At 73.3% G+C, this 26,161-nt stretch carries 18 protein-coding genes; 7 read left to right on the top strand and 11 right to left on the bottom strand.

The genetic code is table 11. From position 1 onward, the window contains the following. Positions 1-63: 63 nt before the first annotated feature. Positions 64-669, bottom strand: coding sequence for a M48 metallopeptidase family protein (locus JK361_RS37805; protein WP_201827122.1), 606 nt, complete (start codon positions 667-669; stop codon positions 64-66). A 306-nt stretch (positions 670-975) separates the two neighbouring features. On the opposite strand from JK361_RS37805, the gene JK361_RS37800 reads away from it, so the two are divergent. Beyond that, positions 976-2,190 carry a TOMM precursor leader peptide-binding protein gene (locus JK361_RS37800; RefSeq protein WP_201827120.1) on the top strand — a complete coding sequence of 405 codons (1,215 nt, stop codon included), beginning with the start codon at positions 976-978 and terminating at the stop codon, positions 2,188-2,190. Then, positions 2,183-3,562, top strand: a complete 1,380-nt coding sequence (locus JK361_RS37795) for an ABC1 kinase family protein (protein ID WP_201827118.1) — start codon at positions 2,183-2,185, stop codon at positions 3,560-3,562. Before JK361_RS37800 ends, JK361_RS37795 begins: the two co-directional genes overlap by 8 nt. A gap of 112 nt (positions 3,563-3,674) precedes the next feature. Here the strand turns inward: JK361_RS37795 and JK361_RS37790 are convergent, their stop codons facing one another. From JK361_RS37790 to JK361_RS37770, 5 genes are all read right to left on the bottom strand, one after another. Then, entirely contained in the window at positions 3,675-3,884 is a 210-nt protein-coding gene (locus JK361_RS37790) for a hypothetical protein (protein ID WP_201827147.1), read from the bottom strand. A gap of 137 nt (positions 3,885-4,021) precedes the next feature. Next, positions 4,022-4,345 carry a putative WhiB-interacting protein gene (locus tag JK361_RS37785; protein ID WP_201827116.1) on the bottom strand — a complete coding sequence of 108 codons (324 nt, stop codon included), beginning with the start codon at positions 4,343-4,345 and terminating at the stop codon, positions 4,022-4,024. Beyond that, complete coding sequence (locus JK361_RS37780; RefSeq protein WP_023546912.1) at positions 4,342-4,710, bottom strand: WhiB family transcriptional regulator; 369 nt, start codon at positions 4,708-4,710, stop codon at positions 4,342-4,344. Before JK361_RS37780 ends, JK361_RS37785 begins: the two co-directional genes overlap by 4 nt. Before the next feature lie 172 nt (positions 4,711-4,882). Beyond that, on the bottom strand, positions 4,883-5,203 hold the full coding sequence (locus JK361_RS37775; protein ID WP_201827114.1) for a hypothetical protein: 321 nt from the start codon (positions 5,201-5,203) through the stop codon (positions 4,883-4,885). Positions 5,204-5,367: 164 nt separating this feature from the next. Then, a complete protein-coding gene (locus tag JK361_RS37770; RefSeq protein WP_201827112.1) occupies positions 5,368-7,563 on the bottom strand; it encodes an ATP-dependent DNA helicase UvrD2 in 2,196 nt (731 codons plus the stop codon). Between the two features lie 194 nt (positions 7,564-7,757). Here JK361_RS37770 and JK361_RS37765 point away from each other — a divergent pair, with 194 nt between their 5' ends. Further along, on the top strand, positions 7,758-8,000 hold the full coding sequence (locus JK361_RS37765) for a mycoredoxin (RefSeq protein WP_201827110.1): 243 nt from the start codon (positions 7,758-7,760) through the stop codon (positions 7,998-8,000). Between the two features lie 94 nt (positions 8,001-8,094). Here JK361_RS37765 and nudC read toward each other — a convergent pair whose 3' ends face one another. The 5 genes from nudC to JK361_RS37740 all read right to left on the bottom strand — a co-directional run bounded on the left by nudC (position 8,095) and on the right by JK361_RS37740 (position 19,081). After that, positions 8,095-9,039 carry an NAD(+) diphosphatase gene (nudC, locus tag JK361_RS37760; RefSeq protein ID WP_201827108.1) on the bottom strand — a complete coding sequence of 315 codons (945 nt, stop codon included), beginning with the start codon at positions 9,037-9,039 and terminating at the stop codon, positions 8,095-8,097. A gap of 154 nt (positions 9,040-9,193) precedes the next feature. After that, positions 9,194-10,597, bottom strand: coding sequence for a dipeptidase (locus JK361_RS37755; RefSeq protein WP_201827106.1), 1,404 nt, complete (start codon positions 10,595-10,597; stop codon positions 9,194-9,196). Between the two features lie 62 nt (positions 10,598-10,659). Further along, entirely contained in the window at positions 10,660-14,397 is a 3,738-nt protein-coding gene (locus tag JK361_RS37750) for a UvrD-helicase domain-containing protein (protein ID WP_201827104.1), read from the bottom strand. Positions 14,398-14,876: 479 nt separating this feature from the next. Next, the gene (locus JK361_RS37745; protein ID WP_201827102.1) at positions 14,877-18,437 is read right to left on the bottom strand and encodes an ATP-dependent helicase; all 3,561 of its coding nucleotides are present in this window, start codon (positions 18,435-18,437) and stop codon (positions 14,877-14,879) included. Positions 18,438-18,694: 257 nt separating this feature from the next. Then, complete coding sequence (locus JK361_RS37740; RefSeq protein ID WP_201827100.1) at positions 18,695-19,081, bottom strand: MGMT family protein; 387 nt, start codon at positions 19,079-19,081, stop codon at positions 18,695-18,697. A 201-nt stretch (positions 19,082-19,282) separates the two neighbouring features. On the opposite strand from JK361_RS37740, the gene JK361_RS37735 reads away from it, so the two are divergent. The 4 genes from JK361_RS37735 to JK361_RS37720 all read left to right on the top strand — a co-directional run bounded on the left by JK361_RS37735 (position 19,283) and on the right by JK361_RS37720 (position 26,010). Further along, positions 19,283-22,162, top strand: coding sequence for a lysylphosphatidylglycerol synthase domain-containing protein (locus JK361_RS37735; RefSeq protein WP_307787428.1), 2,880 nt, complete (start codon positions 19,283-19,285; stop codon positions 22,160-22,162). A 76-nt stretch (positions 22,163-22,238) separates the two neighbouring features. Continuing rightward, entirely contained in the window at positions 22,239-23,786 is a 1,548-nt protein-coding gene (locus tag JK361_RS37730; RefSeq protein WP_201827098.1) for an alpha/beta hydrolase, read from the top strand. A 133-nt stretch (positions 23,787-23,919) separates the two neighbouring features. Then, positions 23,920-25,482, top strand: a complete 1,563-nt coding sequence (locus JK361_RS37725; RefSeq protein ID WP_201827096.1) for an alpha/beta hydrolase — start codon at positions 23,920-23,922, stop codon at positions 25,480-25,482. Between the two features lie 174 nt (positions 25,483-25,656). Then, positions 25,657-26,010, top strand: a complete 354-nt coding sequence (locus JK361_RS37720; RefSeq protein ID WP_201827094.1) for a hypothetical protein — start codon at positions 25,657-25,659, stop codon at positions 26,008-26,010. The last annotated feature ends 151 nt before the right edge of the window (positions 26,011-26,161 follow it).

Genomic DNA, 26,161 nt, shown 5'->3' with positions numbered 1-26,161 from the left:
TGGGCCGTTGAGGCGCGGGGCAAGCCGCTCAGCCGCTCGCCGTCCGGTCACGCCGCGGGCTGTTCAGGCGTCGCGTTCCTCGCGCGCGCCCGGTACGTGCGGCAGCCGTCCGGCCGCGACCACGCCTTCGAGGTAACCGCGGGCCCGCTCGGTGCGCGGATAGGCCTCCAGCAGCCGCCAGAAGTCGGGGCCGTGGCCGGGGACCAGCAGGTGCGCCAGCTCGTGGCAGAGCACGTAGTCGATGACGTACTCCGGCATCCCCTGCAAGCGGTGCGAGAGCCGGATGCTGCCCTCGGCCGGGGTGCACGAACCCCAGCGGGTGTTCTGGTTGGTGACCCAGCGCACGGAGGCGGGCCGGGCCCGGCCGTCGAAGTACTGGGCCGACAGCCGCTCGGCACGCTCGGCCAGCTCGGCGTCGCCGAGCACCCGCCTGCTCTCCTGGGCGGCGAGTTTGTCGAGCATGACGGTCACCCAGCGCTGCTCCTCCGCCTTCGACATCCGGGCGGGGATCAGCACGACGGTGCGATCGCCCTCGCGGTACGCGGAGACCGTGCGACGGCGCCGGGCACTCCTGCGGACCTCGATCGCGCTCGCCCCCGAGCCGCCGGGCGGCTGGCTCGTCGTGCTGCGCTGTGGTTTACCGGCGCTGTGCAGTGGGTCGGCGGGCACGCCCCGACGTTACCCGGTGCGCACGGACAAAGTCCCGGCTCCGGGACGGTTCGCTGCCGATGCCCCACCATGTGTTTGATTCGTACGACCGATCCACTCGTCCTATTTGCACCGATTTTCCACTCGGCTCGCGGGCAATGCGCTCCTGATTTGTACGACGAACTCCCCCGCCTGTGGATAACTTCCGGCGCCAGGTGCCCGGGCCGGGCATGCTGGCAGGCGTCGGCGGAACGGGCGCTGTTCCGCAGTCAGGCATATGGGGTGTATCGGGTTTAACGGATGTCTCAACGGATACGGGGGTGGGTCATGCATCCGATGATGAAGCCCGCGCTGCGGCGCGGTTGGCGCGATCCCGGCACGGCGCAGTTCGGGATGACCCCGGCGCACGCGTTGACGCTGGGCCCGGTCGACGCGGCGACGGGCGGCTTCCTGGATCTGCTCGACGGCACCCGCGGACTGCCGCTGCTGCGCGAGGAGGGCCGCCGTATGAAGGCGGCGGGCGGTCGCGTCGACGCGCTGGTGGAGCGGCTGGCCCGCGCCGGCCTCGTCGACGACGCCCGTGGCGGCGGACCGGCCGCGGAGGCGCTGCGGGAGAGGAGGGACGTCCTCGACCGGCTGCGCCCCGACCTCGCCTCGCTGTCCCTGATCACACCCGAGCCGGGCGGTGCGCCGGCCCGGCTCGCGGCCCGGCGCGCGCTGCGGGTGCGGGTGCGGGGAGCGGGCCGGGTCGGCGTCCTGCTGGCGTCGGTGCTGTCGGGCGCCGGCGTCGGCGAGGTCGGCGTGGACGACGTGGGCCGCGTGGAGCCCTGGGACGTGGCGCCGGGCGGGCTGAGCACCGAGTCGATCGGCGACCGCCGGGAGGCGGCGGCGCGGGCCGCCGTCCGCCGCGCGGCACCGGACCGTCCGCCGCGCCGGACCCGATCCCCGGGGTCCGGCAGCCAGGACCCCGGCCTTTCCCTGGTGATCTTCACGCCCCGGGACGACGTCGCCGTGCACGCCCCGGATCCGCTCACCGCGGAACCGCTCATGGCCTCCGGCACGCCACACCTGTACGCCGGTGTCGTGGAGGGCACGGGCGTCGTCGGGCCGCTCGTGCTCCCGGGCGAGTCGGGCTGCGCCGGATGCCTGGACCGGGACCGCGCGGACCGGGACCCGGTCTGGCCCCGGCTGGTCACACAGTGGCGTTCCGGCCGGGGACGCCGGGTCGGGGCCTGCGATCTGGCACTGGCCACGGCGGTCGCCGGTCTCGCGGCGGCACACGCCCTGGCCTTCCTCGACGGGGAGTCACCGTCCGGTGCGGGGACCCGCTGGGAGGCGTCCCTGCCCGGCCTGAACTGGCGCGCACGCCCGGTCCGGCCGCATCCGGAATGCGGCTGCGGGGCGACGGAGAGAGGAAAACGGGAGCACTCCTCAACGGGTGGGGGACCGCGCGAGACAATGGCGGTGCAACGGCCGTCGACGGAGCGGCGACGCGCAACCGGCGCGGCACGGCCGACTGGGACTTGGAGGGCGCATGTCTGATCTTCCCCGGAAGGCGGTCACCCGTACCGCCAAGCTCGCCGCGCTCCCGCTCGGCATTGCCGGCCGGGCCACCTGGGGGCTGGGCAAGAGGATCGTGGGCGAGTCCGCGGAGATCGTCGGCCGCGAGCTGCAACAGCGCACGGCGGAGCAGCTTTTCAAGGTGCTCGGCGAGCTGAAGGGCGGCGCGATGAAGTTCGGGCAGGCCCTGTCCGTCTTCGAGTCGGCGCTGCCGGAGGAGATCGCCGGCCCCTACCGCGCGGCGCTGACCAAGCTCCAGGAGGCGGCCCCGCCGATGCCGACCCGCACCGTGCACACGGTGCTCGAGGAGCGGCTGGGGCCGGACTGGCGCGATCTGTTCGAGGAGTTCGAGGACAAGCCGGCCGCCGCGGCCTCGATCGGCCAGGTGCACCGGGCGGTGTGGCACGACGGCCGTGAGGTGGCCGTGAAGGTGCAGTACCCGGGTGCCGGCGAGGCACTGCTCTCCGACCTCACCCAACTGAGCCGCTTCGCCAGGCTGTTGGGTCCGCTCATCCCGGGCATGGACATCAAGCCGCTGATCGCGGAGCTGCGGGACCGCGTCTCCGAGGAACTGGACTACGGCCTCGAGGCGCAGGCCCAGGCCGCGCACGCGGAGGAGTTCGCGGAGGACCCGGACGTGGTCGTCCCGGCGGTGGTGCACCAGTGCGAGCAGGTCCTGGTGACCGAGTGGATCGACGGCATCCCGCTGTCCGAGGTCATCGCGGACGGCACCGAGGAACAGCGCGACCGGGCCGGCCAGCTCCTGACCCGCTTCCTCTTCTCGGGCCCGGCCCGCACCGGGCTGCTGCACGCGGACCCGCACCCGGGCAACTTCCGTCTGCTGCCCGGTGGCCCCGACGGTGAGGACGACTGGCGCCTCGGCGTCCTGGACTTCGGCACGGTCGACCGGCTCCCCGGCGGCCTGCCGACCCCGATCGGCGTCTCCCTGCGGATGACCCTGGACGGCGAAGCGGAGACGGTCTACGAGCTGCTCTGCGCGGAGGGGTTCGTGAAGGAGACCATAGAGCTGGACCCGGAGGCGGTCCTCGACTACCTGCTGCCGATCATCGAGCCGGCCCGGGTGGAGGAGTTCACCTTCACCCGTTCCTGGATCCGCAGCCAGGCGGCCCGCATCGCCGATCCCCGCTCCCCCGCCTACCAGCTGGGCAAGCAGCTCAACCTGCCGCCGGCCTACCTGCTGATACACCGGGTGACCCTGAGCACGATCGGGGTCCTGTGCCAGTTGGGCGCCACGGTAAGGATGCGGGACGAACTGGAGGAATGGCTGCCGGGCTTCGTGGACGGCGTGGCCGAGGACGACGCCGACGAGGAGGAGTCGGCGGCGGGCGCCTGACCCGGCCCTCACCGGAACGGGACGGAAGGCTCCTGGGGCTCGCGCCGGTGTGACACGTCGGGCGGTCAGGAGCCGGCCGGCCGGCGTGACCTCGGTCGGCCGGACGGGCCGGTCACCACCAGGCCGAATCCAGCCGCCCCTCGATCGCCCGGAGATTCTCCCGGGAGCAGGCGTCACAGAAGTACTCTCGGACGCCGTTCTCCACGGAGCAGGTCCAGGTGGCGGGCGGGGGGCCGTCGGCGGGGGTGCCGCAGCGGGCGCACACCTGGCGGCGCTCCGGGGTGGAGCCGCCCTGATCACTTCCTCCGGGAAGACTCGTCACCCGGTGACGATAACCCCGTCGGCGACGGATCGCCGTGCGCAACGCACCGCGGGGGCCGGTCCGTTCGGCCGGACCGGCCCCCGCGGGGAAGCTTCGCCTCCCCTGTCCGGGAGGCCACCGCTGCTCTGGTGTGTTCGTTACTGCATGACGGCCATGGCGAGCGCCCGGCGGGCGCGCATCGAGGCGCGCTCGGCCCGGCGCTGCATCCGGTGGGCCACCGCCAGGCGCACGGCCTGGCGTTCGCGCTTGGCGTCATGGAGTCGGTCGTGCATATGCGCACGGGCCAGGGCTTCTTGCATGAGTTGCATCTCGTGGTTCCTGTTCTGGCGCGCTTCGGTGGCGCCGGAGGTGGTGAAGTCTGAGGTCGCGGAGCCGGCGGGCTCGCTGGTGGACGGCTTCATCGGGGCCTGCTTCTTGGGGTCGTGCGTGAGGGGGCGGTCGATCGTTCCTGCGGTGTTCATGCCGTGACCGGGTTCTTCCGCGGGCGACCACGGGGCCGCTTCCGGGCGACGACGACACCCTGGACGAACAGCTCGCCACCCCAGACGCCCCAGGGCTCACGCCGCTCCTTGGCGCCGGCGAGGCAGGCCTCGATCAGCGGGCAGGTGCGGCAGAGGGACTTGGCGTACTCCACGTCCGCGGGCGACTCGGCGAAGAAGACCTCCGGGTCGTAGGAGCGGCAGGGGACGGGTACGCCGAGGTTCTCGATGGCGTCGTCGAGCGCGGTGAGCGCGGTGAGGGGGGTCAAGGTGGAGTCCTCCGTGAGGCCGGGCGGGGGGATCGTTTGCGAAGGCGGTACGGACGGGGCGTGCGCTTCGAGTTGCACGGTGTGTCTTCCTCGTCTGGTCGTTCCGGCCGGTTGACCGGGTGCCGGCTGGTACCGGGTTCTTTTCCTGTCCCGAGGCCCCTTCGCTCCGTCGCCCCGTTCGGGGCAAACAGAAGGGCCGCGGATCCCGGATGGGGTTCCGCGGCCCTGAAGGCGCCGGCCTGATCGGCGATCAGGCTGGATCACTCCAGGGTTCTGGCCCACGGAAGGCCCACATCAGGTGGTGCTGCGTCGTCTGCTTCCGGAATCCGGCACCGGCCGCCGCAAAGGCATAGGCATGTGCCTGTGCCGCTACCGCTTCCAGTGCCTTGGTCGGTCGCTCACTGCGCTCACGGATGGGAAGACCCGCGAGGGCAGGGGAGGACGCCGGGCGCACGGCACGGATGCCGGACAGACCGGTGCCCTGGTTCGAGGCGCCGAGCATGCACGTGGAGACGGTCGAGCGATCGGTCAGTTTGGCCGTGCTGATGGTGCTGGTGTTGATGCTGATCACTGGACTCGCCTCCTCTCGGCGTCTTGGGGACTGGGGTTACCCAGTCCGTTCGGATGTGCAAGTACATCACGGAACCGCGGTCTTCGAGAAGGCCGCTGCTTCCGTGCCTAGAACCTATGGGGATTGCCTGGGCATGCGCAAACTATTTTTTCGACGAGTTCGCATCAGTCGTCCCCGCCGCCTTCGCCAGGCTCCTGACCTGCACAAATAGCCAGAACATCGGCTCCGTAGCTGCGCAGCTTGCGACTGAGGACGCCGGGGATGCGGGCGAGTTCGGCGGGACCGTCCGGGCATGCCTCGGCGATGGCCATCAGGGTCCGGTCGGTGAAGACGCAGAAGTCCGGCTGGCCGCTGCGCTCGGCCTGGACCGCCCGCCACTCGCGCAGCCGCTCGTAGAGCCCTTCGTCCATGTCCGAGGGGCAGTCCCCGCAGCGCATCAGCTTCATCTCGCCCGCGTCGGTGAGCGTGCGGCCGCAGACCCGGCAGCGGGCCGGGGTGCGCTGGGTCCGCCGGGGGACGGCGGTGGCGCTCGCGGTGACCCCGCGCTCGACGCCCCCGCCGGCACCCGGGCCGGTGCGGCCGACGGTGGGGGCGGTGCCGGAGCGCAGGCCGTCCAGGAAGCGGCTCGGCTTGCGGTTGGGGCGTCCGCCGGGTGAACGGGACAGGGCCCAGGAGACATGGAGGCGTTCCCGGGCTCGGGTCACGCCGACGTAGAGCAGCCGCCGTTCCTCCTCGATCTGCTCATCGGTCCGGGCGTAGGTGATGGGCAGCATGCCCTCGGCCACGCCGACCAGGAAGACGACGTCCCACTCCAGGCCCTTGGCGGCGTGCAGGGAGGCGAGGGTGACGCCCTGGACGGTCGGGGCGTGCTGGGCGTTCGCCCGCTCGTCCAGTTCCGCCACGAAATCGGCGAGGGTGGCCCGCGGCCTGGCGGCGGCGAGGTCGTGGGCGAGGCCGACGAGAGCGGCCAGGGACTCCCAGCGCTCTCTGACGGCGCCGGAACCGGCGGGGGGCTCGCTGGTCCAGCCCTCGCCGGACAGGACGGCACGCACCTGCGAGGGCAGGTCCACGGCGTCGTCCAGGAGGGAGTCGTTCCCGCCGAAGCGGGCCGCCCCGCGCAGGGCGACGCCGGCCTTGCGGATCTCGGGCCGGTCGAAGAAGCGCTCGGCTCCGCGCAGCTGGTAGGGCACCCCCGCGTCGGCGAGCGCCTGCTCATAGGTCTCGGACTGGGAGTTCGTGCGGAACAGCACGGCGATCTCGGCGGCCGGGACGCCCGCGTCGGTCAGCTCGCGGATGCGGCGGGCGGCGCCCTCGGCCTCGGCGGGCTCGTCGGTGTACTCGATGTAGACGGGTTCGGGCCCCGGGGCGCGCTGGGAGACGAGTTCCAGCCGGTGGTCGGCGGCGCGACCGCGGGCCTGGGCGAGCAGGCCGTTGGCGAGGCGGACCACCTGGGGGGTCGAGCGGTAGTCGCGGACCAGCTTCACGACGGTGGCGCCGGGGTGCCGGGAACGGAAGTCGAGCAGATGGTCGGGCGTTGCGCCCGTGAACGAATAGATGGTCTGGCTGGCGTCACCGACGACGCACAGGTCGTCCCGGTCGCCCAGCCACAGGTCCAGCAGCCGCTGCTGGAGGGGGCTGACGTCCTGGTACTCGTCCACGACGAAGTGCTGGTACTGCGCGCGGACCTGTTCGGCGATGTCGTGGCGGTCCTGGAGGACGGCGACGGTCAGCAGCAGGACGTCCTCGAAGTCGATGACCGCGCGGTCGCGCTTGAGGTCCTCGTAGGCCGCGTAGAGGTGGGCGATCTCGGCCGGGTCGCGGGGGGCCTCACGGCCGGCCTTCGCAGCCGCGTACGGGTAGTCGGCGGGGACGGTCTGGGTGACCTTGGACCATTCGATCTCGGCGGTGACGTCCCGCAGCTCGTTCCGGTCGAGGCGGGTGCCGAGGGCGGCGGCCGCGTCGGCGACGAGCTGGATCTTCCGGTCGACGAGCCGGGGCAGGGAACCACCGATCGCTTTCGGCCAGAAGTACTGGAGCTGACGGAGGGCGGCGGAGTGGAAGGTGCGGGCCTGGACGCCCTGGGCGCCGAGCTGGCGCAGCCGGCCGCGCATCTCTCCGGCGGCGCGGTTGGTGAAGGTGACGGCGAGCACGCTGGAGGGCTGGAGGATGCCGGCGCGCACCCCGTAGGCGATGCGGTGGGTGATCGCCCGGGTCTTGCCCGTGCCCGCTCCGGCCAGCACGCACACCGGTCCGCGCAGGGCGGTGGCCACCTCGCGCTGCTCGGGGTCGAGCCCCTCGAGCACCGCGTCGGCCGTCTCCGGTGCCTGCGGGAAAAGGGTGGAGTGCGTTGCTGCTGTCACATGGCCATGCTGCCAGGTCGCCCGGGACGGCTGCGCCGGTTGTCCACAGGCGGGGGCCCGCGGTCATATGAATGCGGCGGGCGTCACAGCAGGAGGGGCCGGCCGGGTGATACCCCGGTCGGGAATGGCGGGCCGGTCGCCTATGTTCTCCCCCTGCACGACTTTTTCCGAGCTGCCTGAGGAGAGCGAGAGAGATGCAGGGCACTGTGACGATGTACAGCACGACGTGGTGCGGCTACTGCCGGCGGCTGAAGAGCCAGCTGGACCGCGAGGGCATCGCGTACAGCGAGATCAACATCGAGCAGGACCCCGAGTCCGCCGCCTTCGTGGAGAAGGCGAACGGCGGGAACCAGACGGTTCCGACCGTGCTCTTCGCGGACGGCACCACGCTGACGAACCCGTCGCTGGCCCAGGTGAAGCAGAAGCTCGCCGCCTGACGCCGCACGGGTTCCCTCGGCCACCGGCCCACGGGGCGGCCCCCCCCTCTGCGGGGGGCCGCCCTGCTGTGTCCGGTCCCTGCTGTGGCCCGTCTCAGACGAAGCTGCGGACCGGCAGGGGCTTGCCGTACCACATCTCGATCAGCCGGGCCGCGATGGAGATGCCGTAGGGCGGCAGCACCTCGCCGGAATCGAAGGCCGCGCGCAGCTCCTCACGGGAGAACCAGCGGGCCTCGTGGATCTCGTCCCCGTCGACGTCGATCTCGGTGGAGGTGGCACGGGCCATGAAGCCGAGCATCAGGCTGGACGGGAAGGGCCAGGGCTGGCTGGCGACGTATTCGACCGGGCCGACGGTCACGCCGACCTCCTCGGACACCTCGCGGCGCACCGCCTGCTCGATGGACTCGCCGGGCTCGACGAATCCGGCGAGCGTGGAGAAGCGGCCTTCGGGCCAGTGGACCTGGCGGCCGAGCAGAATGCGGTCCTCCTCGTCCGTGACCGCCATGATCACGGCCGGGTCGGTGCGCGGGTAGTGCTCTCCGCCGCAGGCCGGGCAGCGGCGGATGTGGCCGGCCGCTGCGATGACCGTGCGCTCACCGCAGCGGGAGCAGAAGCGGTGGGTCCGCTGCCAGTTCTCCAGGCCGACCGCGTGCACCATGAGCCCGGCGTCGCGCGGTGACAGCAGCAGACCGGCCTCCCGCAGCCCCGCCGGGCGCGCGGACTGGTCGATACGGCCGGGCAGCGCGTCCTTCTGGAGCGCGAAGTAGCTGACGCCGTCGTCGTCGATGCCGAGGAAGTAGCGGTGGGCCTCGGTGAGGGGGGCCTCGAAGGACGGCGTCATGACGAGTTCGGTCCGGCCGTCAGGGGTCTCGTCGATGAGCACCTGGCCGCCGGAGACCACGAAACAGCGGGTCGTGGGGTGGCTCCACGCCGCCGCGAGCCAGGCCTCGTCCAGCCGGTGGTGGGCGGCGCGGTCGATGCCGCTCGGAGCGGTAAGCGAGATGGGTCGTTCTGCTGTGTGGTCGGTCCAGGTGGTCACGGGTGCTTCCAACTCCCCCAGTACAGCGGTTCTTTCGGCGGGCGGTTCGGCGGGACGTAGGGCGGGAGGGCACCGGGTGGGGCGCGGGCGGGGCGGGCGGGCGGTCCTTCCAGTGTGCCCTGCGCGCGGTGCCCTCCCGTACGGCGCCGTCCGGTCAGGGTGCGGGACGCCAGGTCCCGGCCAGGTCACCCCACAGGTAGGCACTGGTCTCGACACCCTTGAGGAGGAGGTCCAGCTCGACCTTCTCGTCGGGAGCGTGCCAGCCGTCGGAGGGGACCGAGATGCCCAGGAAGAGCACGGGGGCACCGAGGACTTCCTGGAGGTCGGCGGCGGGTCCGGAGCCGCCCTCGCGCGTGAAGAGGACCGGCTTCTCGAAGGCGCGGCCCATGGCGCGGACCACGGACTGGAGCGCCGGGTGGTCGAGCGGGGTCAGGCACGGGCGCGTGGCCGAGCCGAAGTCGATCTCGTACCGGATCCCGGCGGGCACCTGCTCGGCGGCCCAGGAGCGGACGGCCTTCTCGATGTGGTCGGGGTCCTGGCCCGCGACCAGCCGGAAGGAGAGCTTCACCATGGCCGTGGACGGGATGATCGTCTTGCTGCCGGGGCCCTGGTAGCCGCCGCCGATGCCGTTGACCTCGGCGGTCGGGCGGGCCCAGAGGCGCTCCAGGGTCGAGAACCCGGCCTCGCCGTGGAGGGCGTGCGACTTGGCGGTGCCCAGCCAGCGCTCCTCGTCGAAGGGCAGCTCGGCGAAGAGCTCCCGCTCGCGGTCGGTCAGCTCGACGATGCCGTCGTAGAAACCGGGGATCGCCACGCGCGCGTGCTCGTCGTGCAGGGCCGCGACGAGGCGGGCGGCTGCGGTGGCCGGGTTGGGCACGGCGCCGCCGAAGGAGCCGGAGTGGATGTCCTGGGCGGGGCCGTGGAGCCGGATCTCGCACTCGGCCAGGCCCCGCATGCCGGTGCACACGGTCGGGGTGTCCTCGGACCACATGCCGGTGTCGGAGACGATCACGGCGTCGGCGGTGAGCCGCCCGGCGCGCTCCTCCACCAGGGCCCGGAAGTGCGGGGAGCCGGACTCCTCCTCGCCCTCGATCAGCAGCTTGAGGTTGACGGCCGGGGCGGTGCGGCCGGTCGCGGCGAGGTGGGCGCGGACACCGAGTGTGTGGAAGAACACCTGGCCCTTGTCGTCGGCGGCACCGCGCGCGTAGAGGCGGTTCCCGCGGACGACCGGCTCGAAGGGGTCGCTGTCCCAGCCGTCCTCACGGGCGGCGGGCTGCACGTCGTGGTGGCCGTAGACCAGGATCGTGGGCGCTTCCGGGTCGCCCGAGGGCCACTCGGCGAAGACGGCGGGGGCTCCCGGGGTCTGCCAGACCTCGGCCGTGGGGAAGCCGGTTTCCTCGAGCTTGGCGGCGAGCCACTCGGCGCTGCGCCGTACGTCGGGCGCGTGGTCGGGCTGGGCCGACACGGAGGGGATGCGCAGCCATGCGTCGAGGTCGTCGAGGAAGGCGGCGCGGTGCTGCTCGATGTACGTGCGGACGGCGCTGTCCGGGGTCTGGCTCATGCTCCCGAGCCTATCCGCCCGCACCGTCATCCTCGGAGGGCGGTTCGTCACACTCGGGTTACCTAAGGTGACCGTTCCGTCTCCCCCGTGAGCAGCCGCTCCAGCGCGGCCCGGTCCGGCAGGCCGGTCGGCCGTACGACCTCGCCGCTGCGCACGTAGAGGAAGGTGACCGTGACCGACTCGGGCGGCACGCCCTGCTGCTCCGCCCAGGCCAGCCGGTAGACGGCGAGCTGGAGCGGGTCGGCGGTGCCGGTGCGGCCGGTCTTCCAGTCGACGATCTCGTACGTCGCCTCGTCGCCGTCGCCGTGCCGGTAGACGGCGTCGATGCGGCCCCGGACGACGCGGCCGGCGAGGGTGAGCTGGAAGGGTGCCTCGACCCGGTAGGGGGTGCGCCGGGCGTACTCGGTGCGTTCGAACGCCTCTTTCAGGGCTTCCAGGTCGCGTTCGTCGGCGATCTCGGCGTCGGCGCCGGGCAGCTCGTCCGGTTCCAGCAGGGGCAGGGTCAGCTCCTCGAAGCGGGATTCGACCCAGGCGTGGAACCGGGTGCCCCGGCGCGCGGCCGGTTGCGGGGGGCGCGGCATGGGGCGCGCGAGCTCCTGCGCGAGCCCGTCCGGGTCCTCGGCCAGGAGCAGCAGCTGGGAGGCGGTGAGGGTGGCGGGCAGCGGGACGTCGGTGACGGTCCGGCGGGCGCGCAGCAGCTCTCCGGTGAGCGCGTCCAGGTCGCGGTCCCAGGAGGCGATGGCGCGGGCCTCCTCGGGGGTGAGGGAGGCCGCGGCCGGCCGTCCGGCGGGCCGGGGGCGGCTCTGCGGGGCGGGCGCCTGGTGGGGGACCGTGGGCCGCTCGGCGCTCCAGGCGTCCCAGTCGGCGGGGCCGTCCGGGACGGGGGCGGACGTGCCGTGCGGGCGCGTCCGGGCGGCCGGGGACACCGCGTCGTCCGGGAACGCCTCGGCGTCCGGGAGTGCCTGGCTGTCCGGGAGCACCTCGGTGTCCGGGAGCACCTCGCGGAAGGGGTCCTCCTCGTGCGGATCCTCCGCGTACGAAGCGTCCAAGTACGGGGAGTCGTCGTACGGGGCGTCCTGCCCGTGGGAGTCCTCCTCGTAGGGGAAGTCCTCGTGGGGCTCCTCGCCGTAGGGGTCCTCGCCGAAGGGGTCGTCCTCCGGTGGGGCGGGCCAGTCCGGGTGCTCGTCGCCGGCGGGGTCGTGCAGGGCCGGGCCGGGGCCGTCGGGCCGGACGGCGAGGGCGTCCAGGTGGGCGAGGACGGTCTCGGCGGCGGCACGCCGGCGGGCCAGGGCGGCGTCGTCCAGCGGGAGCGGCCACACCTGGTCGGCGGTGGCCGCGTGCAGGGCCGGGTTCTCCGCGTCCTCGGCGGGCTCGTCCGCCCATGCCTCGATCTCGCCGTGTCCGGCGGCGCAGTGGGCATACAGGGCCTGGAGGAAGTCGGAGGGGCCGCGCGGCTTCTTCTGGCTGGGGCCCCACCAGTGTCCGGAGCCGAGCAGGAGCGAGCGGGGGCGGGTGAAGGTGACGTAGCCGAGGCGGAGTTCCTCGGTGTGCTGGTGGTCCTTCATGGCCTCGTGGAAGGCCTTCATGCCGCGCGAGTCCCAGCCGTCGACGTCGGGCAGGGTGTCGGTGTCGCCGCGCAGGGCGTGCGGCACCACCTTGGCCTGCGCGGTCCACTTCTCGCGGCCCTGGGCGCTGGGGAAGGTGCCGGTCACGAGTCCGGGAACGGCCACGACGTCCCATTCCAGGCCCTTGGACTTGTGCGCGGTGAGCACCTTGACGGTGTTCTCGCCGCCGGGCAGGGCGTTGTCGAGCCCCTTCTCGTACTGGGCGGCGGTGCGCAGGAAGCCGAGGAAGGCCAGCAGGGTCGCCTGCGCGTCGCTCGCGGCGAAGGAGGCGGCGACGTCCAGGAAGTTGGACAGGGTCTCGCGGCGGCGCGCGGCGAGCGCGTGCGGGGAGGCCGACAGCTCCACCTCGAGGCCGGTGACGGCGAGGACGCGGTGCAGGACGTCCATGAGCGGGTCGGACAGCGAGCGGCGCAGGTCGCGCAGTTCGGCGGCGAGCCGCGCGAAGCGCACGCGCGCGTCCGGGGAGAACGGCAGCCCGTCGTCGGCACCTTCGTGGAAGCCCCCGTCCATCGGCGTCTCGAGGAAGGTGTCCAGGGCGTCCGCGAGCGATACGACCTCGGACGGGTCGACGCCCTCCACGGCGGCCGCGAGCCGGCGGTCAGGGTCGTCGGTGCCGTCCACGCGCGCGTGGGCGACCAGCAGGCGGGCGCGCCGGCCCAGCAGGGCGAGGTCGCGCGGCCCGATGCGCCAGCGCGGTCCCGTCAGCAGACGCACCAGGGCGGCGTTGGCGCCGGGGTCCTGCAACACCTCGCAGACGGCGACGAGGTCGGCGATCTCGGGCAGGTGCAGCAGCCCGGACAGGCCGACCACCTCGACGGGGACGTCGCGGGCCACGAGAGCGCCCTGGATCTCGGCGAAGTCGGTCGCCGTCCGGCACAGGACGGCGATCTCGCCGGGCGGCGTGCCGGTGCGCACGAGGTGGGCGAGGGAGTCGGCGATCCAGTCGATCTCCTCGGCGTGGGTGGACAGCAGGGCGCAGCGGACCGTGCCGTCGTACTCGGCTCCGGGGGCCGGCCGGAGTGCCTCCACGCCCGCGTGCATGGCACGCAGCGGCGCGGCGAGGCCGTTGGCGAGGTCGAGCAGGCGCCCGCCGCTGCGGCGGTTCTCGCTGAGCGCCTGCCGGGTGGCCGGCCGGCCGTCGGAGCGGGTGAAGTGGTCGGGGAAGTCGTCCAGGTTGGCGACGGAGGCGCCACGCCATCCGTAGATGGCCTGGCAGGGGTCCCCGACGGCGGTGACGGGGTGCCCGGTGCCGTCGCCGAACAGGCCCGCGAGCAGGACGCGCTGGGCCACCGAGGTGTCCTGGTACTCGTCCAGGAGCACCACGCGGAACTCCTCGCGCAGCAGGCGGCCCACCTCGGGGATGCGGGCGAGGCGGGCCGACAGGGCGATCTGGTCGCCGAAGTCGAGCAGGTCCCGCTCGCGCTTGGCGGTCCGGTAGCGCCGGACGAGGTCGGCGAGCTCCCGGCGGGCCGCGGCCGTCTCCGGGACCTTGCGCAGCTCGGCGTTGGTGAGCTTCGCGCCCTCCAGGGTGCGCAGCAGTCCGGCGTCCCAGGCGCGCAGTTCCTCGGGGTCGACGAGGTGTTCGGCCAGCTCGGAGTCGAGGGCGAGCAGGTCGCTGACGAGGTCGGCGAAGGAGCGGGTCAGCGCCGGGTACGGGCCGGGGGCCTCACGCAGGACCCGCGCGGCGAGCTGGTAGCGGGTGGCGTCGGCCAGCAGGCGTGAGCTGGGCTCCAGGCCGAGGCGCAGGCCGTGGTCGGTGAGGAGACGGCCGGCGAAGGCGTGGTACGTCGAGATGACCGGCTCGCCGGGCGGGTTGTCGGGGCCCGGCCGGGCCGGGCCGGTGGGAAGCGCCGTCGCCGAGGGGAGGCGGTCGGGTGACGGGAGGGCCTCGGGGTCGGTGACGCCGGCCTTGATCAGCGCCTTGCGGACGCGTTCGGCCAGCTCACCGGCGGCCTTGTTGGTGAAGGTCAGGCCGAGGACCTGTTCGGGGGCGACCTGTCCGGTGCCGACCAGCCAGACCACGCGGGCCGCCATCACGGTCGTCTTGCCCGATCCGGCGCCGGCCACGATCACCTGCGGGGCGGGCGGCGCGGTGATGCAGGCCGTCTGCTCCGGGGTGAACGGGATGCCGAGGAGCTCCTTGAGCTGCTCGGGGTCGCTGATACGGGCGGACATGTCGAAAGAGGCTAGCGGCGGGGACTGACAACCGAGGCCGGATCGACCGTCCGGGATGAAGGAAACGCAGGTCAGCCCGTGTGGTGCCGTACGTCACCCTCCCGACGTCCACCCGCCGAGGGCCCCCTCGCCCCCGCAGCGGGCATCCGGCGCGGACCCGTCGCTCGCCCACCGCGGACATCCATGGCGGACGCGTCACCCTCACCGCGGACCCCTCGGCGGACGCCTCAGCCGACTGCGGACAGCCACCGCGGACGCGTATCCCTCGCACACGCACCGCGTACGCCCGCTCCGACCACGGACACCGGCCGCGGAGGCGCCGCCTCGGACACCGGCGGCCTCGGACACCCACCGCGGAGGCGCCGCCTCGGACACCGGCCGCCTCGGACACCCACCGCTCAGGCGCCGCCTCGGACACCGGCCGCCTCGGACACCCACCGCTCAGGCGCCGCCTCGCCGCACGCCGCCCTGGGTACGTGTCACTCCACCACGTGCCGGCCCTCCGGCCGTGCGCTGCACGAGGCGCGGAAGGCGCAGTGCGTGCAGTGCTGGCCGGTGCTGGGCGTGAACCGCTCGTCGAGGACCCTTCCGGCGGCCGTGGCCAGCAGCTCGCCGACCCACTCCCCCGCCAGCGGCTCCTGGGTCTGCACCTTGGGCACGCCGTCGCCCCCGTCGCGCTTGGCGGCGCCCTGTCTGAGGTGGACCAGTTCGGCGCCGCCCGGTTCGGGGTGCACGCCGTCGAAGGCCGTGTCGACGGCGCCCTCGCGGACGGCGAGCTGGTAGACGGCGAGCTGCGGATGCCGCTCCACCTCGCGCGCCGTGGGCGCCTGTTTGCCGGTCTTGAAGTCGACCACGTAGGCCCGGCCCTCGGCGTCCGTCTCCACGCGGTCCATCTGGCCGCGGACGCGGACCTGGTAGTCGCCCGCTTCGAGGGTGACGTCGAAGTCCTGCTCGCTGGCCACCGTGGTGCGGCCGGCACGGTCCAGCACATGCCAGTTCAGGAAGCGCTCCAGCGCCACGCGCGCGTTGGCCTTCTCCTGCTCCGACTTCCAGGGGGCGTCGAAGGCGAGCGCGTTCCACACGGAGTCCAGGCGTTCCATCAGGACGTCGAGGTCGGCGGGGGTAGTGCCGGAGGCGACCTCGTCGGCGAGGACGTGCACGACGTTGCCGAAGCCCTGCGCGGTGGTGGCGGGGGCGTCGGCCTTCACCTCGCGGCCCAGGAACCACTGGAGCGCGCAGGTGTTGGCGAGCTGGTCGAGCGCGCTGCCGGAGAGCACCACGGGCTGGTCCCGGTGGCGCAGCGGCACCTTGCTCTCGGTCGGCTCGAACATGCCCCACCAGCGGTAGGGGTGCGCGGACGGCACCAGCGGCCGGCCGTCCTCGTCGGCGAGCGCGGCGAGCCGGGCGAGCCGGCGGGCGGCGGCCTCGCGCAGGGCGGCCGACGCGCGCGGGTCGACCGTCGTGGCGCGCAGCTCGGCGACGAGCGCGGCGACGGCCAGCGGGCGGCGGGGGCGCCCGCCGACGTCCTTGGGCTCGACGCCCAGCTCGGTCAGGAACCGGGACGGCTGGTCGCCGTCGTCGGCCGGTGCCTTCACAGCGGTGACGACGAGCCGGTCACGCGCGCGCGTGGCGGCGACGTAGAACAGGCGGCGCTCCTCGGCGAGCAGCGCACCCGGGGTCAGCGGCTCGGCGAGTCCGTCGCGGCCGATGCGGTCGGCCTCCAGCAGCGAGCCGCGGCGCCGCAGGTCGGGCCAGAGTCCCTCCTGGACGCCGGCGACGACGACCAGCCGCCACTCCAGGCCCTTGGAGCGGTGCGCGGTCATCACGCGGACCGCGTCGGGGCGTACCGCGCGGCGCGCGAGCGTGTCGGCGGCTATGTCCTCGGCCTCGATCTCCTCCAGGAAGTTCAGGGCGCCGCGGCCCCCGGTGCGCTCCTCCGCGCGCGCGGCGGTGGCGAACAGCGCGCACACGGCGTCCAGGTCCCGGTCGGCGTTGCGGCCGGCGGCGCCGCCGCGCCGGGCGGACCGCTCCAGGCGCGAGGGCCACGGTGTGCCCTGCCACAGGTCCCACAGCGCCTCCTCGGCCGTACCGCCGCCCGCGAGGCGCTCGCGGGCCTTGCGCAGCAGTGCGCCGAGGCGCTGTGCCCCGCGTGCGTAGGCCGGGTCGTGCACGGCCAGCCGCTCGGGTTCGGCGAGCGCGCGCGTGAGCAGCTCGTCGGAGGGCGGCGGCACGGGGTTCCCGGCGGCCCTCTCCTCCTCGCGCAGGGCGCGTCCGAGGCGGCGCAGGTCGGCGGCGTCCATGCCGGCGAGCGGAGAGGCGAGCAGGGTGAGGGCGGTTTCGGTGTCGAGCCAGCAGCCGTCCAGGACTCGCTGCGCGACGCCGTCCACCACCTCCTCGGCACCGGCCACCACCTCTTCGTCACCGGCCGCCCCGCCGTCGGCCTCAGCCGACTCCTCCTCGGCTACGACCGACCCTTCCTCGACGTCGGCCGACCCCGCCCCCGCTACGACCGACCCTTCCTCGATACCGGCCGGCCCGTCCCCCTCACCGGCCGCCCCGTCGTCGGCACCGGCGGTGGGGAACGGTCCGCCGTGGTCGCCGCGCCCGGTCGCCTGCTCGTGGCGCGTCGCCTGCTCGTGGCGCGTCGCCTCCGCCCTGGCCACCGCGCGCAGGGCGGCGAGCAGCGGCGCCACGGCCGGCTCGTGCCGCAGCGGCAGGTCGTCGCCGTCGATGTCCACGGGGACGCCGGCCGCGGTGAGGGCCCGGCGGAAGGTCGGCAGGGTGCGGGAGCCGGCGCGTACCAGGACGGCCATGTCGCTCCAGGGGACGCCGTCCTCCAGGTGAGCGCGGCGCAGGATGTCCGCGATGTTGTCGAGTTCCGCGCCGGCCGTCGGGTACGTCTGGACCTCGACCCGGCCGCCGTCCCCTACGGGGGCCGGCTCCCGGTGCGCGCGGACCTTGTCGCCGGGCAGCCGGGTCAGCGGCATGCGCCGGGTGATCAGGCGGGTCGCGGCCAGCAGGGCGGCGCCGGAACGGCGGGAGGTGCGCAGCACCTCGACGGGGGCGGGGCGGCCGTCCGCGCGCGGGAAGGCGGCCGGGAAGTCGAGGATGCCGTTCACGTCGGCGCCCCGGAAGGCGTAGATCGACTGGTCGGGGTCGCCGAAGGCGACCAGGGTGCGTCCCTGGCCGGCCAGTGCCCGCAGGAGCCGGACCTGGGCGGGGTCGGTGTCCTGGTACTCGTCGACGTACACGGCGTCGTACTGGGCCGCGAGCCGTGCCGCGGTCTCCGGGCGGTGGGCGAGCAGGACCGCGCGGTGCACCAGTTCCGCGTAGTCGATCACGCCCTGGAGGTCGAGCGTGTCGAGGTACTCGGCGAGGAACGCCGCCGCGGCCCGCCAGTCGGGGCGGCCGATGCGGCGCGCGAAGGCGTCCAGGGCGTCCGCGCCGAGGCCCAGCTCGCGGGTGCGGGCGAGGACAGCGCGGACCTCGTCGGCGAAGCCACGCGTGGTCAGGCAGGCGCGCAGTTCGTCCGGCCAGCGCACATGGGTCAGTCCGAGCCGCTCCAGTTCGGGCTGGCCGGCGAGCAGCTCGCGGACGGCGACGTCCTGCTCGGGGCCGGAGAGCAGGCGCAGCGGCTCGGTGAACCGGTCGCTGTCCTGGTGGGCGCGGACCAGTGCGTAGCAGTACGAGTGGAACGTGGTCGCCCTGGGCGCGCGGGCGGCGCCCATGCGCAGGGCCATGCGGTCACGCAGGTCGACGGCGGCCTTGCGGCTGAACGTCAGCACCAGGATCCGCGCGGGGTCGCCGCCCCGGGCGATCCGCGCGGCCACCGACTCGACGAGGGTGGTGGTCTTGCCGGTGCCGGGACCGGCGAGGACGAGAAGCGGTCCGGTCCGATGATCAACCACGGCGCGCTGCGCCGCGTCCAGTCGAGGGGGGTCCATGACGGCCGGCGGGGTACGAACCAGTCGGTAAGCGCCACGGCTCCCCTGCCGCACCGAGGGGTGCGGCAGGCGCCTGGTGGAGGAAGAGGAGCTCACGTGATCGTCCGGTCCTGGTGGTTGTGCTGGTGGGCGGGCGGTCACGCGTGCGAGGCGGTGGCCGCGGGGTGAGGGGGCCACGTGCTGCCGACGCTACGCCGCCGCTCCGGGCGGAAGCAGAGCTTCCGATTCTTCCCTCGCGGCGCGCGGGCCTCGCATGTCCCACCCCTCACGAACGTACGGCATGCCACGGACGTCCCCGATGTCCCTCGAACGGGCCACAGGTCTGCCCTGGCGGCATCCGATGGCGGAAGCTGTCAGGTGTGACCCTCCGCGTCCACGCCGCCGTCCCACCGGGCCCGTCGCATGTCGAGCCGCGGCAGATGCCCCTCCGTGCTCCTGCCCGCCTGCTTCAGCGGCGTGCCCTCCGCGCGGTAGTGACCGAGCGCACGCAGTTCGTGTCCGGGCAGCAGCACGCCGTCGGCGCGTACGACGCGCCACCACGGCACGGCGCCCCCGTAGAGCGCCATCACCCGGCCCACCTGCCGTGGGCCGCCCTCCTCCAGCCACTCGGCGACATCGCCGTAGGTCATGACCCGGCCCGCCGGAATCCGCTCGGCGACCTCGAGGACCCGCTCGGCGTACTCCGGCAGCGCGTCCGCATACGCCTCGGGGGCGTCCTCGGGAGGGCTCTGCTCGCTCATTCACCCCATCCTGCCGCACCCTGCGGGCGTCCCGGCGGGGTGCGCGGGGAACGGTCCCCTCGCCCCCGGGCGGTCCTTCCGGCAGACTGTGCGCCCGCGCATCCGCACCCTGATGCCCTCGCGTGTCGGTGGGGCATGCCACCATCGTGCGGGCGGTGACTGGTGATACGAGACCAAGAAGAGACCACGAAGGAGCAGGGCGTGCACCCCGAAGGAACGGCGGGCACCCCTGACGCCTCCGCGCGCCGGCACACCGCCCGCGCGGGCGAGGGCGGCGCCGGAGCGCACCAGGAGGACACCGGTCCGCGCAAGGACGACGACCCGCGCGCGGGGGGAGACGCCACGGAAGCCGACGAGACCGCCGCCACGCGCACGCGTCACGGCGGCGCGGATGCCGACGAAGCGGCGCCCGGCCCGGGGAACGCGCTTTCCGTGCCTCCTCCGGGCGCCGACGGCGACCCGCACGCCGAGCAGGCCGACGACGATCCCCATGCCGAGCAGGTGGAGGGCGACGAACCGCTGCTCCCCGCGCGCGTGCACCGCCCCTCGGACCTCATGCGGCTCCTGGTGGGCGTGCTCGCCATCGTGGTGCTGCTCGCGATCGCCGCGTTCGCGCACGGCACCACCTCGGGCCTCGAACAGGACATCAACAAGGGCACCGGGCAGGCCCCGGACCTGCTCATCAAGATCGCGGGACTGGCGTCCAGCATCGCGATCCTGCTGGTGCCGGTCGCCTTCGCGATCGAACGGCTGATCAAACGGGACGGTCTGCGCATCGCCGACGGCGTCCTCGCGGCCGTCCTGGCCCACGGAGTGACGCTCGCCACCGACCTGTGGGTCGCCCGGGCCGCCCCGGACTCGATCCAGGAGGCGCTCACCCAGCCCTCGCCGGGCGACATCCACGCGCTGACCGACCCGGTGCACGGCTACCTGGCGCCCGTGATCGCCTACATGTCGGCCGTCGGCATGTCCCGCAGACCCAGATGGCGCGCGGTGCTGTGGATCGTGCTGCTGCTCGACGCGTTCTCGATGCTGGTCACCGGCTACACAACCCCCTTCTCGATCATCCTGACGGTCCTGATCGGCTGGACCGTCGCCTACGGCACCCTTTACGCGGTCGGCTCCCCCAACGTCCGCCCGACCGGCCAGACCCTGATGGCGGGCCTCAGGCACGTCGGCTTCCACCCGCTCAGCGCCGCCCGGGAGGAAACCCAGGAATCGGAGACCGGCGACCGGGGCCGGCGCTACTTCGTCACCCTGGAGGACGGCCCGCCGCTGGACGTCACGGTCGTCGACCGGGAACAGCAGGCACAGGGCTTCTTCTACCGCGCCTGGCGGAATCTCACCCTGCGCGGCTTCGCCACCCGCTCCAGCCTCCAGTCGCTGCGCCAGGCGCTGGAGCAGGAGGCACTGCTGGCCTACGCGGCGATCGCGGCGGGCGCCAACGCGCCCAAGCTGATCGCCACCGCCGAACTCGGCCCCGACGCCGTCATGCTCGTCTACGAGCACAGCGGCGGACGCACCCTGGACTCCCTGGCCGACGACGAGATCACCGACGAACTGCTGCGCAACACCTGGCACCAGGTGCAGGCGCTCCAGTCGCGGCGTATCGCGCACCGCAGGCTCGCGGGCGACGCCATTCTGGTGGATCGTTCCGGCAGGGTGATCCTCACCGAGCTGCGCGGCGGCGAGATCGCGGCCGGTGAACTGCTGCTGCGGATGGACGTCGCCCAGCTGGTCACCACGCTCGGCCTGCGGGTCGGCGCGGAACGTGCCGTCGCCTCGGCGGTCGGGGTGCTCGGCCCGGACGCGGTCGCCGACTGTCTGCCGATGCTCCAGCCGATCGCCCTGACGCGCTCCACGCGCGCGACGCTGCGCCGGCTGGCCCGGGAGCGGGCCCAGCGTGAACGCGAAGCGGTCCTCGAAGCCTCCCGGCAGGCCAAGCAGGCCCGTGTGGAGGAGGCGTCCGAGACGGCCCCGCCCGTCCTGGAGAAGCCCGACAAGAAGACGGTCCGCGCCGAGCAGCGCGCGGAGAAGCGGGCCATCGACGAGGCCCTGGAGGAGGCCCGCGAGGAGGACCTGCTCACCCAGATCCGGCACCAGGTGCTGCGGATCAGGCCCCAGGCGCCCGTGGAACCGGCCCGGCTGGAGCGGGTCAGGCCGCGCACGCTGATCAGCTTCATCGCCGGCGCGTTCGGCGCGTACTACCTGCTGACGCAGCTCACCCACATCGAGTTCGGCACGCTGTTCGCGCAGGCCCAGTGGGGCTGGGTGATCGCCGCGGTGCTGTTCTCGGCGCTCAGCTACGTCGCCGCGGCGATGGCCCTGCTGGGGTTCGTGCCGGAGCGGGTGCCGTTCCCGCGGACCGTGGCGGCGCAGGTCGCCGGGTCGTTCGTGAAGATCGTGGCGCCGGCCGCGGTCGGCGGTGTGGCCCTCAATACGCGCTTCCTTCAGCGCGCCGGCGTGCGCCCGGGGCTCGCGGTGGCGAGCGTCGGCGCCTCCCAGTTGTTCGGGCTCGGCTGCCACATCCTGATGCTGCTGTCCTTCGGCTACCTGACCGGCACGGAGAAGACGCCGTCGCTGTCGCCGTCCCGCACGGTCATCGCGGGCCTGCTGACCGTGGCCGTCCTGGTCCTCGTGGTCACCTCGGTGCCGTTCCTGCGGAAATTCGTCGTCACGCGCGTGAGGTCGCTGTTCGCGGGTGTCGTGCCGCGCATGCTCGACGTGCTCCAGCGGCCCCAGAAGCTCGTCACCGGCATCGGCGGCATGCTCCTGCTGACCGCCTGCTTCGTCATGTGCCTGGACGCCTCCATCCGGGCCTTCGGCGACGGCTCGGTGTCGCTGAGCATCGCCAGCGTCGCCGTGGTCTTCCTCGCCGGCAACGCCCTCGGTTCCGCGGCGCCCACCCCGGGCGGTGTGGGCGCGGTCGAGGCCACCCTCACCGTCGGGCTGATCGCCGTGGGACTGCCCAAGGAGGTCGCCGCGCCGGCCGTGCTGCTGTTCCGGCTGCTGACCCTGTGGCTGCCCGTGCTGCCGGGCTGGCTGGCCTTCAACCACCTCACCCGCAAGGGAGCCCTGTGATCGCCCTCGTCGGGTGAGGTACCCCGGACGGCCCGCGCCCCGCGCGAGCCGGCGTGTACGCCCCCACGATGGAAGCATGGTGAACCCCTCCAGGCTGCGTGCCGCCGCGTTGATCACCACCGCTGCGCTGCTCTCCGCCGTGCTGGCCGGGTGCGGCGGCAGCAGCTCCGGGGACGAGGACCTCACGGCGCAGAAACTGGACTGGAAGGACTGCCCGGCGCCGTCCGAGGCGGAGGGCGGCGGCAGCGCCCCGTCGCCGCTGCCGCACGGCGGGGAGTGGCAGTGCGCCACCATGAAGGCGCCGCTGGACTGGAGCAAGCCGAAGGGCGACACGATCGGCATCGCCCTGATCCGCGCCCGGACCAGTGGCCCCGCGAGCAAACGGATCGGCTCGCTCGTGTTCAACTTCGGCGGCCCGGGCGGCAGCGGCGTCACCACGCTGCCCGCGTTCGGCTCGGACTACACCACCCTGCGCACCCGCTACGACCTGGTCAGCTTCGACCCGCGCGGGGTCGGCCGCAGCGCACCGGTGGAATGCGTGAGCAACGCCCAGCTGGACGTGTTCTTCCAGCAGGACGCCACCCCGGACGACAAGGCCGAACGCGCCGACCTCCTCCGGCGCACCAAGAAGTTCAACGCGGCCTGCGAGAGGAACTCCAAGAAGGTCCTTCCGCATGTGCGCACCACGGACGCGGCCCGCGACATGGACCTGATGCGCCAGGTCCTCGGCGACGCCAAGCTGCACTACTTCGGCATCTCCTACGGCACCGAACTCGGCGGGGTCTACGCCCACCTGTTCCCCAAGCACGTGGGCCGGGCCGTCTTCGACGCCGTCGTTGATCCCACGCAGACCCCGGAGCAGGGCGCCCTCGGCCAGGCCAAGGGCTTCCAGCTCGCCCTCGACAACTTCGCGAAGGACTGCACCTCGAAGGAGACGGAGTGCCCGGTCGGTGACACCCCGCAGGACGTCAAGGACCGCATCGCGAAACTCCTCGACGACCTGGAGAAGAAGCCGATCCCCGGTATCTTCCCGCGCCGGCTGACCCAGACCGCCGCCACCAACGGCATCGCGCAGTCCCTGTACTCGAAGGACTTCTGGGAGTACCTCACGGAGGGGCTGGAGCAGGCGTACGACGGCGACGGCAAGATCCTCATGCTGTTGTCCGACTCGTTGAACGGCCGCAGCGAGAACGGCGAGTACAGCAACCTCCTCGCGGCGAACACCGCCATCAGCTGTTCCGACGCGAAACCGCGGTACACCACGGGCGACGTCGAGCGGAACCTGCCCGAGTTCCGTGCCGCCTCCGCGCTGTTCGGGCCGTACATGGCCTGGGGCATGCTCAGCTGCACGGACTGGGCGGTGCCGGGCGCCGCCTACCACCCCGACGTCAGCGCGCCGGGCTCGGCGCCCATCCTCGTCGTCGGCAACACCGGCGACCCGGCCACCCCGTACGAGGGCGCGAGGAGGATGGTGGAGGCGCTCGGCAAGGGAGTCGGCGTGGAGCTGACGTACAAGGGCCAGGGACACGGTTCCTACGACAGCAAGAACAAGTGCGTGCAGAGCGCCGTGGACGGCTACCTGCTGGACGGAAAGCTGCCGAAGTCCGGGAGCGTCTGCTCCTGACCCTGCCCCGACGGTCGCCGAATTGGCAGGTCAGAGGGTTATCCACAGGCCGTCATGCACCGGGCCGGAGGCGCCTACCATGGCGTGAACGCCCGGCGCGGCACGACGCGGCGGGCCTGTCAGGGGGGTGGGCATGACGCGGTTCATGCGGTGGACGGCCGCGCTGGCGACAGGGCTGCTGCTCGCCGGCTGCGGCGGTTCGTCGGGCGAGGACGGGCACGGGGACGAGGGCAAGGGGACCGGCTCCGCTCCCCCGCCGACGCCGCGGTCCACAGCCGCGCAGGCGCCGACGGCCCTTCCGTCCTCCCTCACCTCCCAGCGCCTCGACTGGGACCGCTGCAAGGCCACCGGGAGTTCCGCCGCCCCGGGCGACGCCTGGCGGTGCGCGACGCTCAAGGTGCCGCTGGACTGGTCCGCGCCGGGCGGCAGAACGATCGGGCTCTCCCTCATCCGCGCGCGGGCGACCGGCGGCGACCGCATCGGTTCGCTGCTGTTCAACTTCGGCGGTCCCGGCGGCTCGGGCGTGTCGACGATGCCGTACTTCGAGGAGACCGTCTCCGCGCTCCACGAGCGCTACGACCTGGTCAGCTGGGACCCACGCGGGGTCGCCGGGAGCGAGGGCGTGCGCTGCCGCGGCGACCGGGAGATCGAGGCCGCCGAGGCGGTGGACGCCACACCGGACACCCCGGCCGAGGAGAGGGCGTACTTCCAGGACGCCACCGACTTCGGCAAGGGCTGCCGGCAGGCCGCCGGCCCGCTGCTGGCCCATGTGTCCACCACCGACACGGCCCGCGACATGGACCTGATGCGCCAGGTCCTCGGCGACACCCGGCTGCACTACTTCGGCATGTCCTACGGCACCGAACTCGGCGGGGTGTACGCCCACTTGTTCCCCAAGCGGGTGGGCCGGATGGTGCTCGACGCGGTGGTCGACCCGACCGCGGACACGGTGGGCCACGCGGAGAACCAGACCCGCGGCTTCCAGCGGGCCCTGAACGACTACCTCGAGTCCACCGGCCAGGATCCCGCCCAGGGCACACGGAAGATAGCCGCCCTGCTGAAGCGCCTCGACGCCCGCCCGCTGCCGACCTCGTCGGGACGCAAGCTGACCCAGACGCTGGCGGTCACCGGGATCACCCTGCCGCTGTACAGCGAGCCGGGCTGGCCGAGGCTGACCGGTGCCCTCAAGTCCGCGGAGGAAGGCGACGGTTCGGAACTGCTGGCACTCGCCGACGAGTACAACGACCGCGACGCCTCGGGTCGCTACGGCACGATGACGCACTCCCAGCGGGTCATATCGTGCCTGGACGAGCGGCAGCGGCCGACGCTCGCCGAGACGAAGCGGCGGCTGGCGGAGTTCGAGCGGATATCGCCGGTGTTCGGGGAGTACCTGGGCTGGGACACGGCGGGCTGGTGCCATGACTGGCCGGTGCCGGGCCAGTACGACACCCCGGAGGTCAGCGCACCGGGTGCGGCCCCGATCCTGCTGGTCGGCAACACCGGCGACCCGGCCACGCCGTACGAGGGCGCGCGCCGGATGGCCGACGAGCTGGGCCGGGGCGTGGGGATCGAACTCACCTGGAAGGGCGAGGGACATGGGGCGTACGCCAGTGGCACCGAGTGTGTCGACTCGACGGTGGACGCCTACCTGCTGAACGGAACGGTGCCGAAGGACGGCAAGGTATGCAGCCGTTGAGGAGTCAGTGGAGTTCGGTCACAGGCGCGATCGCCGCGTCCCTGTTCCGGGCGGTGCCTAGAATGAGTCATGAAATCGAACTCCATGCGGCCCGGGATGAGTTGGGGCCGGCGGCGCGCAGCGGTTCTGGCTTCCTTGCTGAGTGCGGCGGCCCTCGGATGGACTGCGGTCGCCTTGAGCGTGCACACGACCGGCTCGACCGCACTCGACCCTGACGGCGTCACCGCTGCCGATCTGGCCCGGCTGGGCGCTGCCGTGATGGCCGGCCTCGCGGCGGTGGCCGCCGGACTGTGGTGGTGCCACTGGGCGGCCGTACGCCGGCCGGTGACCGGCGGGGGCTGGGCGCGGGGGGCGTTCGCCGTCTCCGCCGTCCATTCGATGCTCGTCGTACCGGTGATCCTCGTCGCCTCCTGGGACTGGAAGGCCCCGGCGATCGCGTTCACGTGCGCGGTGCTCGCCTGCGGCGTGCGGGAGGCCGCCGAAGCGAGCGCACCGGCCGGTGCCGGACCCTACGGCCGAACGGCCTGACGGCGGCTGCGCGCGCTCCGGGCCGCCCCTACTGTTACGAGGAGGCCCGGCACCGAGCGGCAACGACCGAAGCCCACGGCATCTGAGCTGGTCAGAGCCGTGGGCTTCGTCAGGCCCGCTGGTGAGCGGGACCGGTGGTCAGTAGACCGGC

It is taken from the genome of Streptomyces musisoli (genome assembly GCF_016741855.1).
GTDB lineage: Bacteria > Actinomycetota > Actinomycetes > Streptomycetales > Streptomycetaceae > Streptomyces > Streptomyces musisoli.
The sequence above is the reverse complement of the archived record's forward strand: the minus strand, read 5'-3'. Positions and strand labels throughout refer to the sequence as shown.

Coding starts and splice junctions, on each gene's coding strand:
- JK361_RS37740 (WP_201827100.1), bottom strand. CDS start 19,081: ATGAGCGAGCAGAGCCCTCCCGAGGACGCCCCCGAGGCGTATGCGGAC.
- JK361_RS37755 (WP_201827106.1), bottom strand. CDS start 10,597: ATGAGCCAGACCCCGGACAGCGCCGTCCGCACGTACATCGAGCAGCAC.
- JK361_RS37800 (WP_201827120.1), top strand. CDS start 976: ATGCATCCGATGATGAAGCCCGCGCTGCGGCGCGGTTGGCGCGATCCC.
- JK361_RS37785 (WP_201827116.1), bottom strand. CDS start 4,345: ATGAACACCGCAGGAACGATCGACCGCCCCCTCACGCACGACCCCAAG.
- JK361_RS37725 (WP_201827096.1), top strand. CDS start 23,920: ATGACGCGGTTCATGCGGTGGACGGCCGCGCTGGCGACAGGGCTGCTG.
- JK361_RS37765 (WP_201827110.1), top strand. CDS start 7,758: ATGCAGGGCACTGTGACGATGTACAGCACGACGTGGTGCGGCTACTGC.
- JK361_RS37795 (WP_201827118.1), top strand. CDS start 2,183: ATGTCTGATCTTCCCCGGAAGGCGGTCACCCGTACCGCCAAGCTCGCC.
- JK361_RS37750 (WP_201827104.1), bottom strand. CDS start 14,397: ATGTCCGCCCGTATCAGCGACCCCGAGCAGCTCAAGGAGCTCCTCGGC.
- JK361_RS37730 (WP_201827098.1), top strand. CDS start 22,239: ATGGTGAACCCCTCCAGGCTGCGTGCCGCCGCGTTGATCACCACCGCT.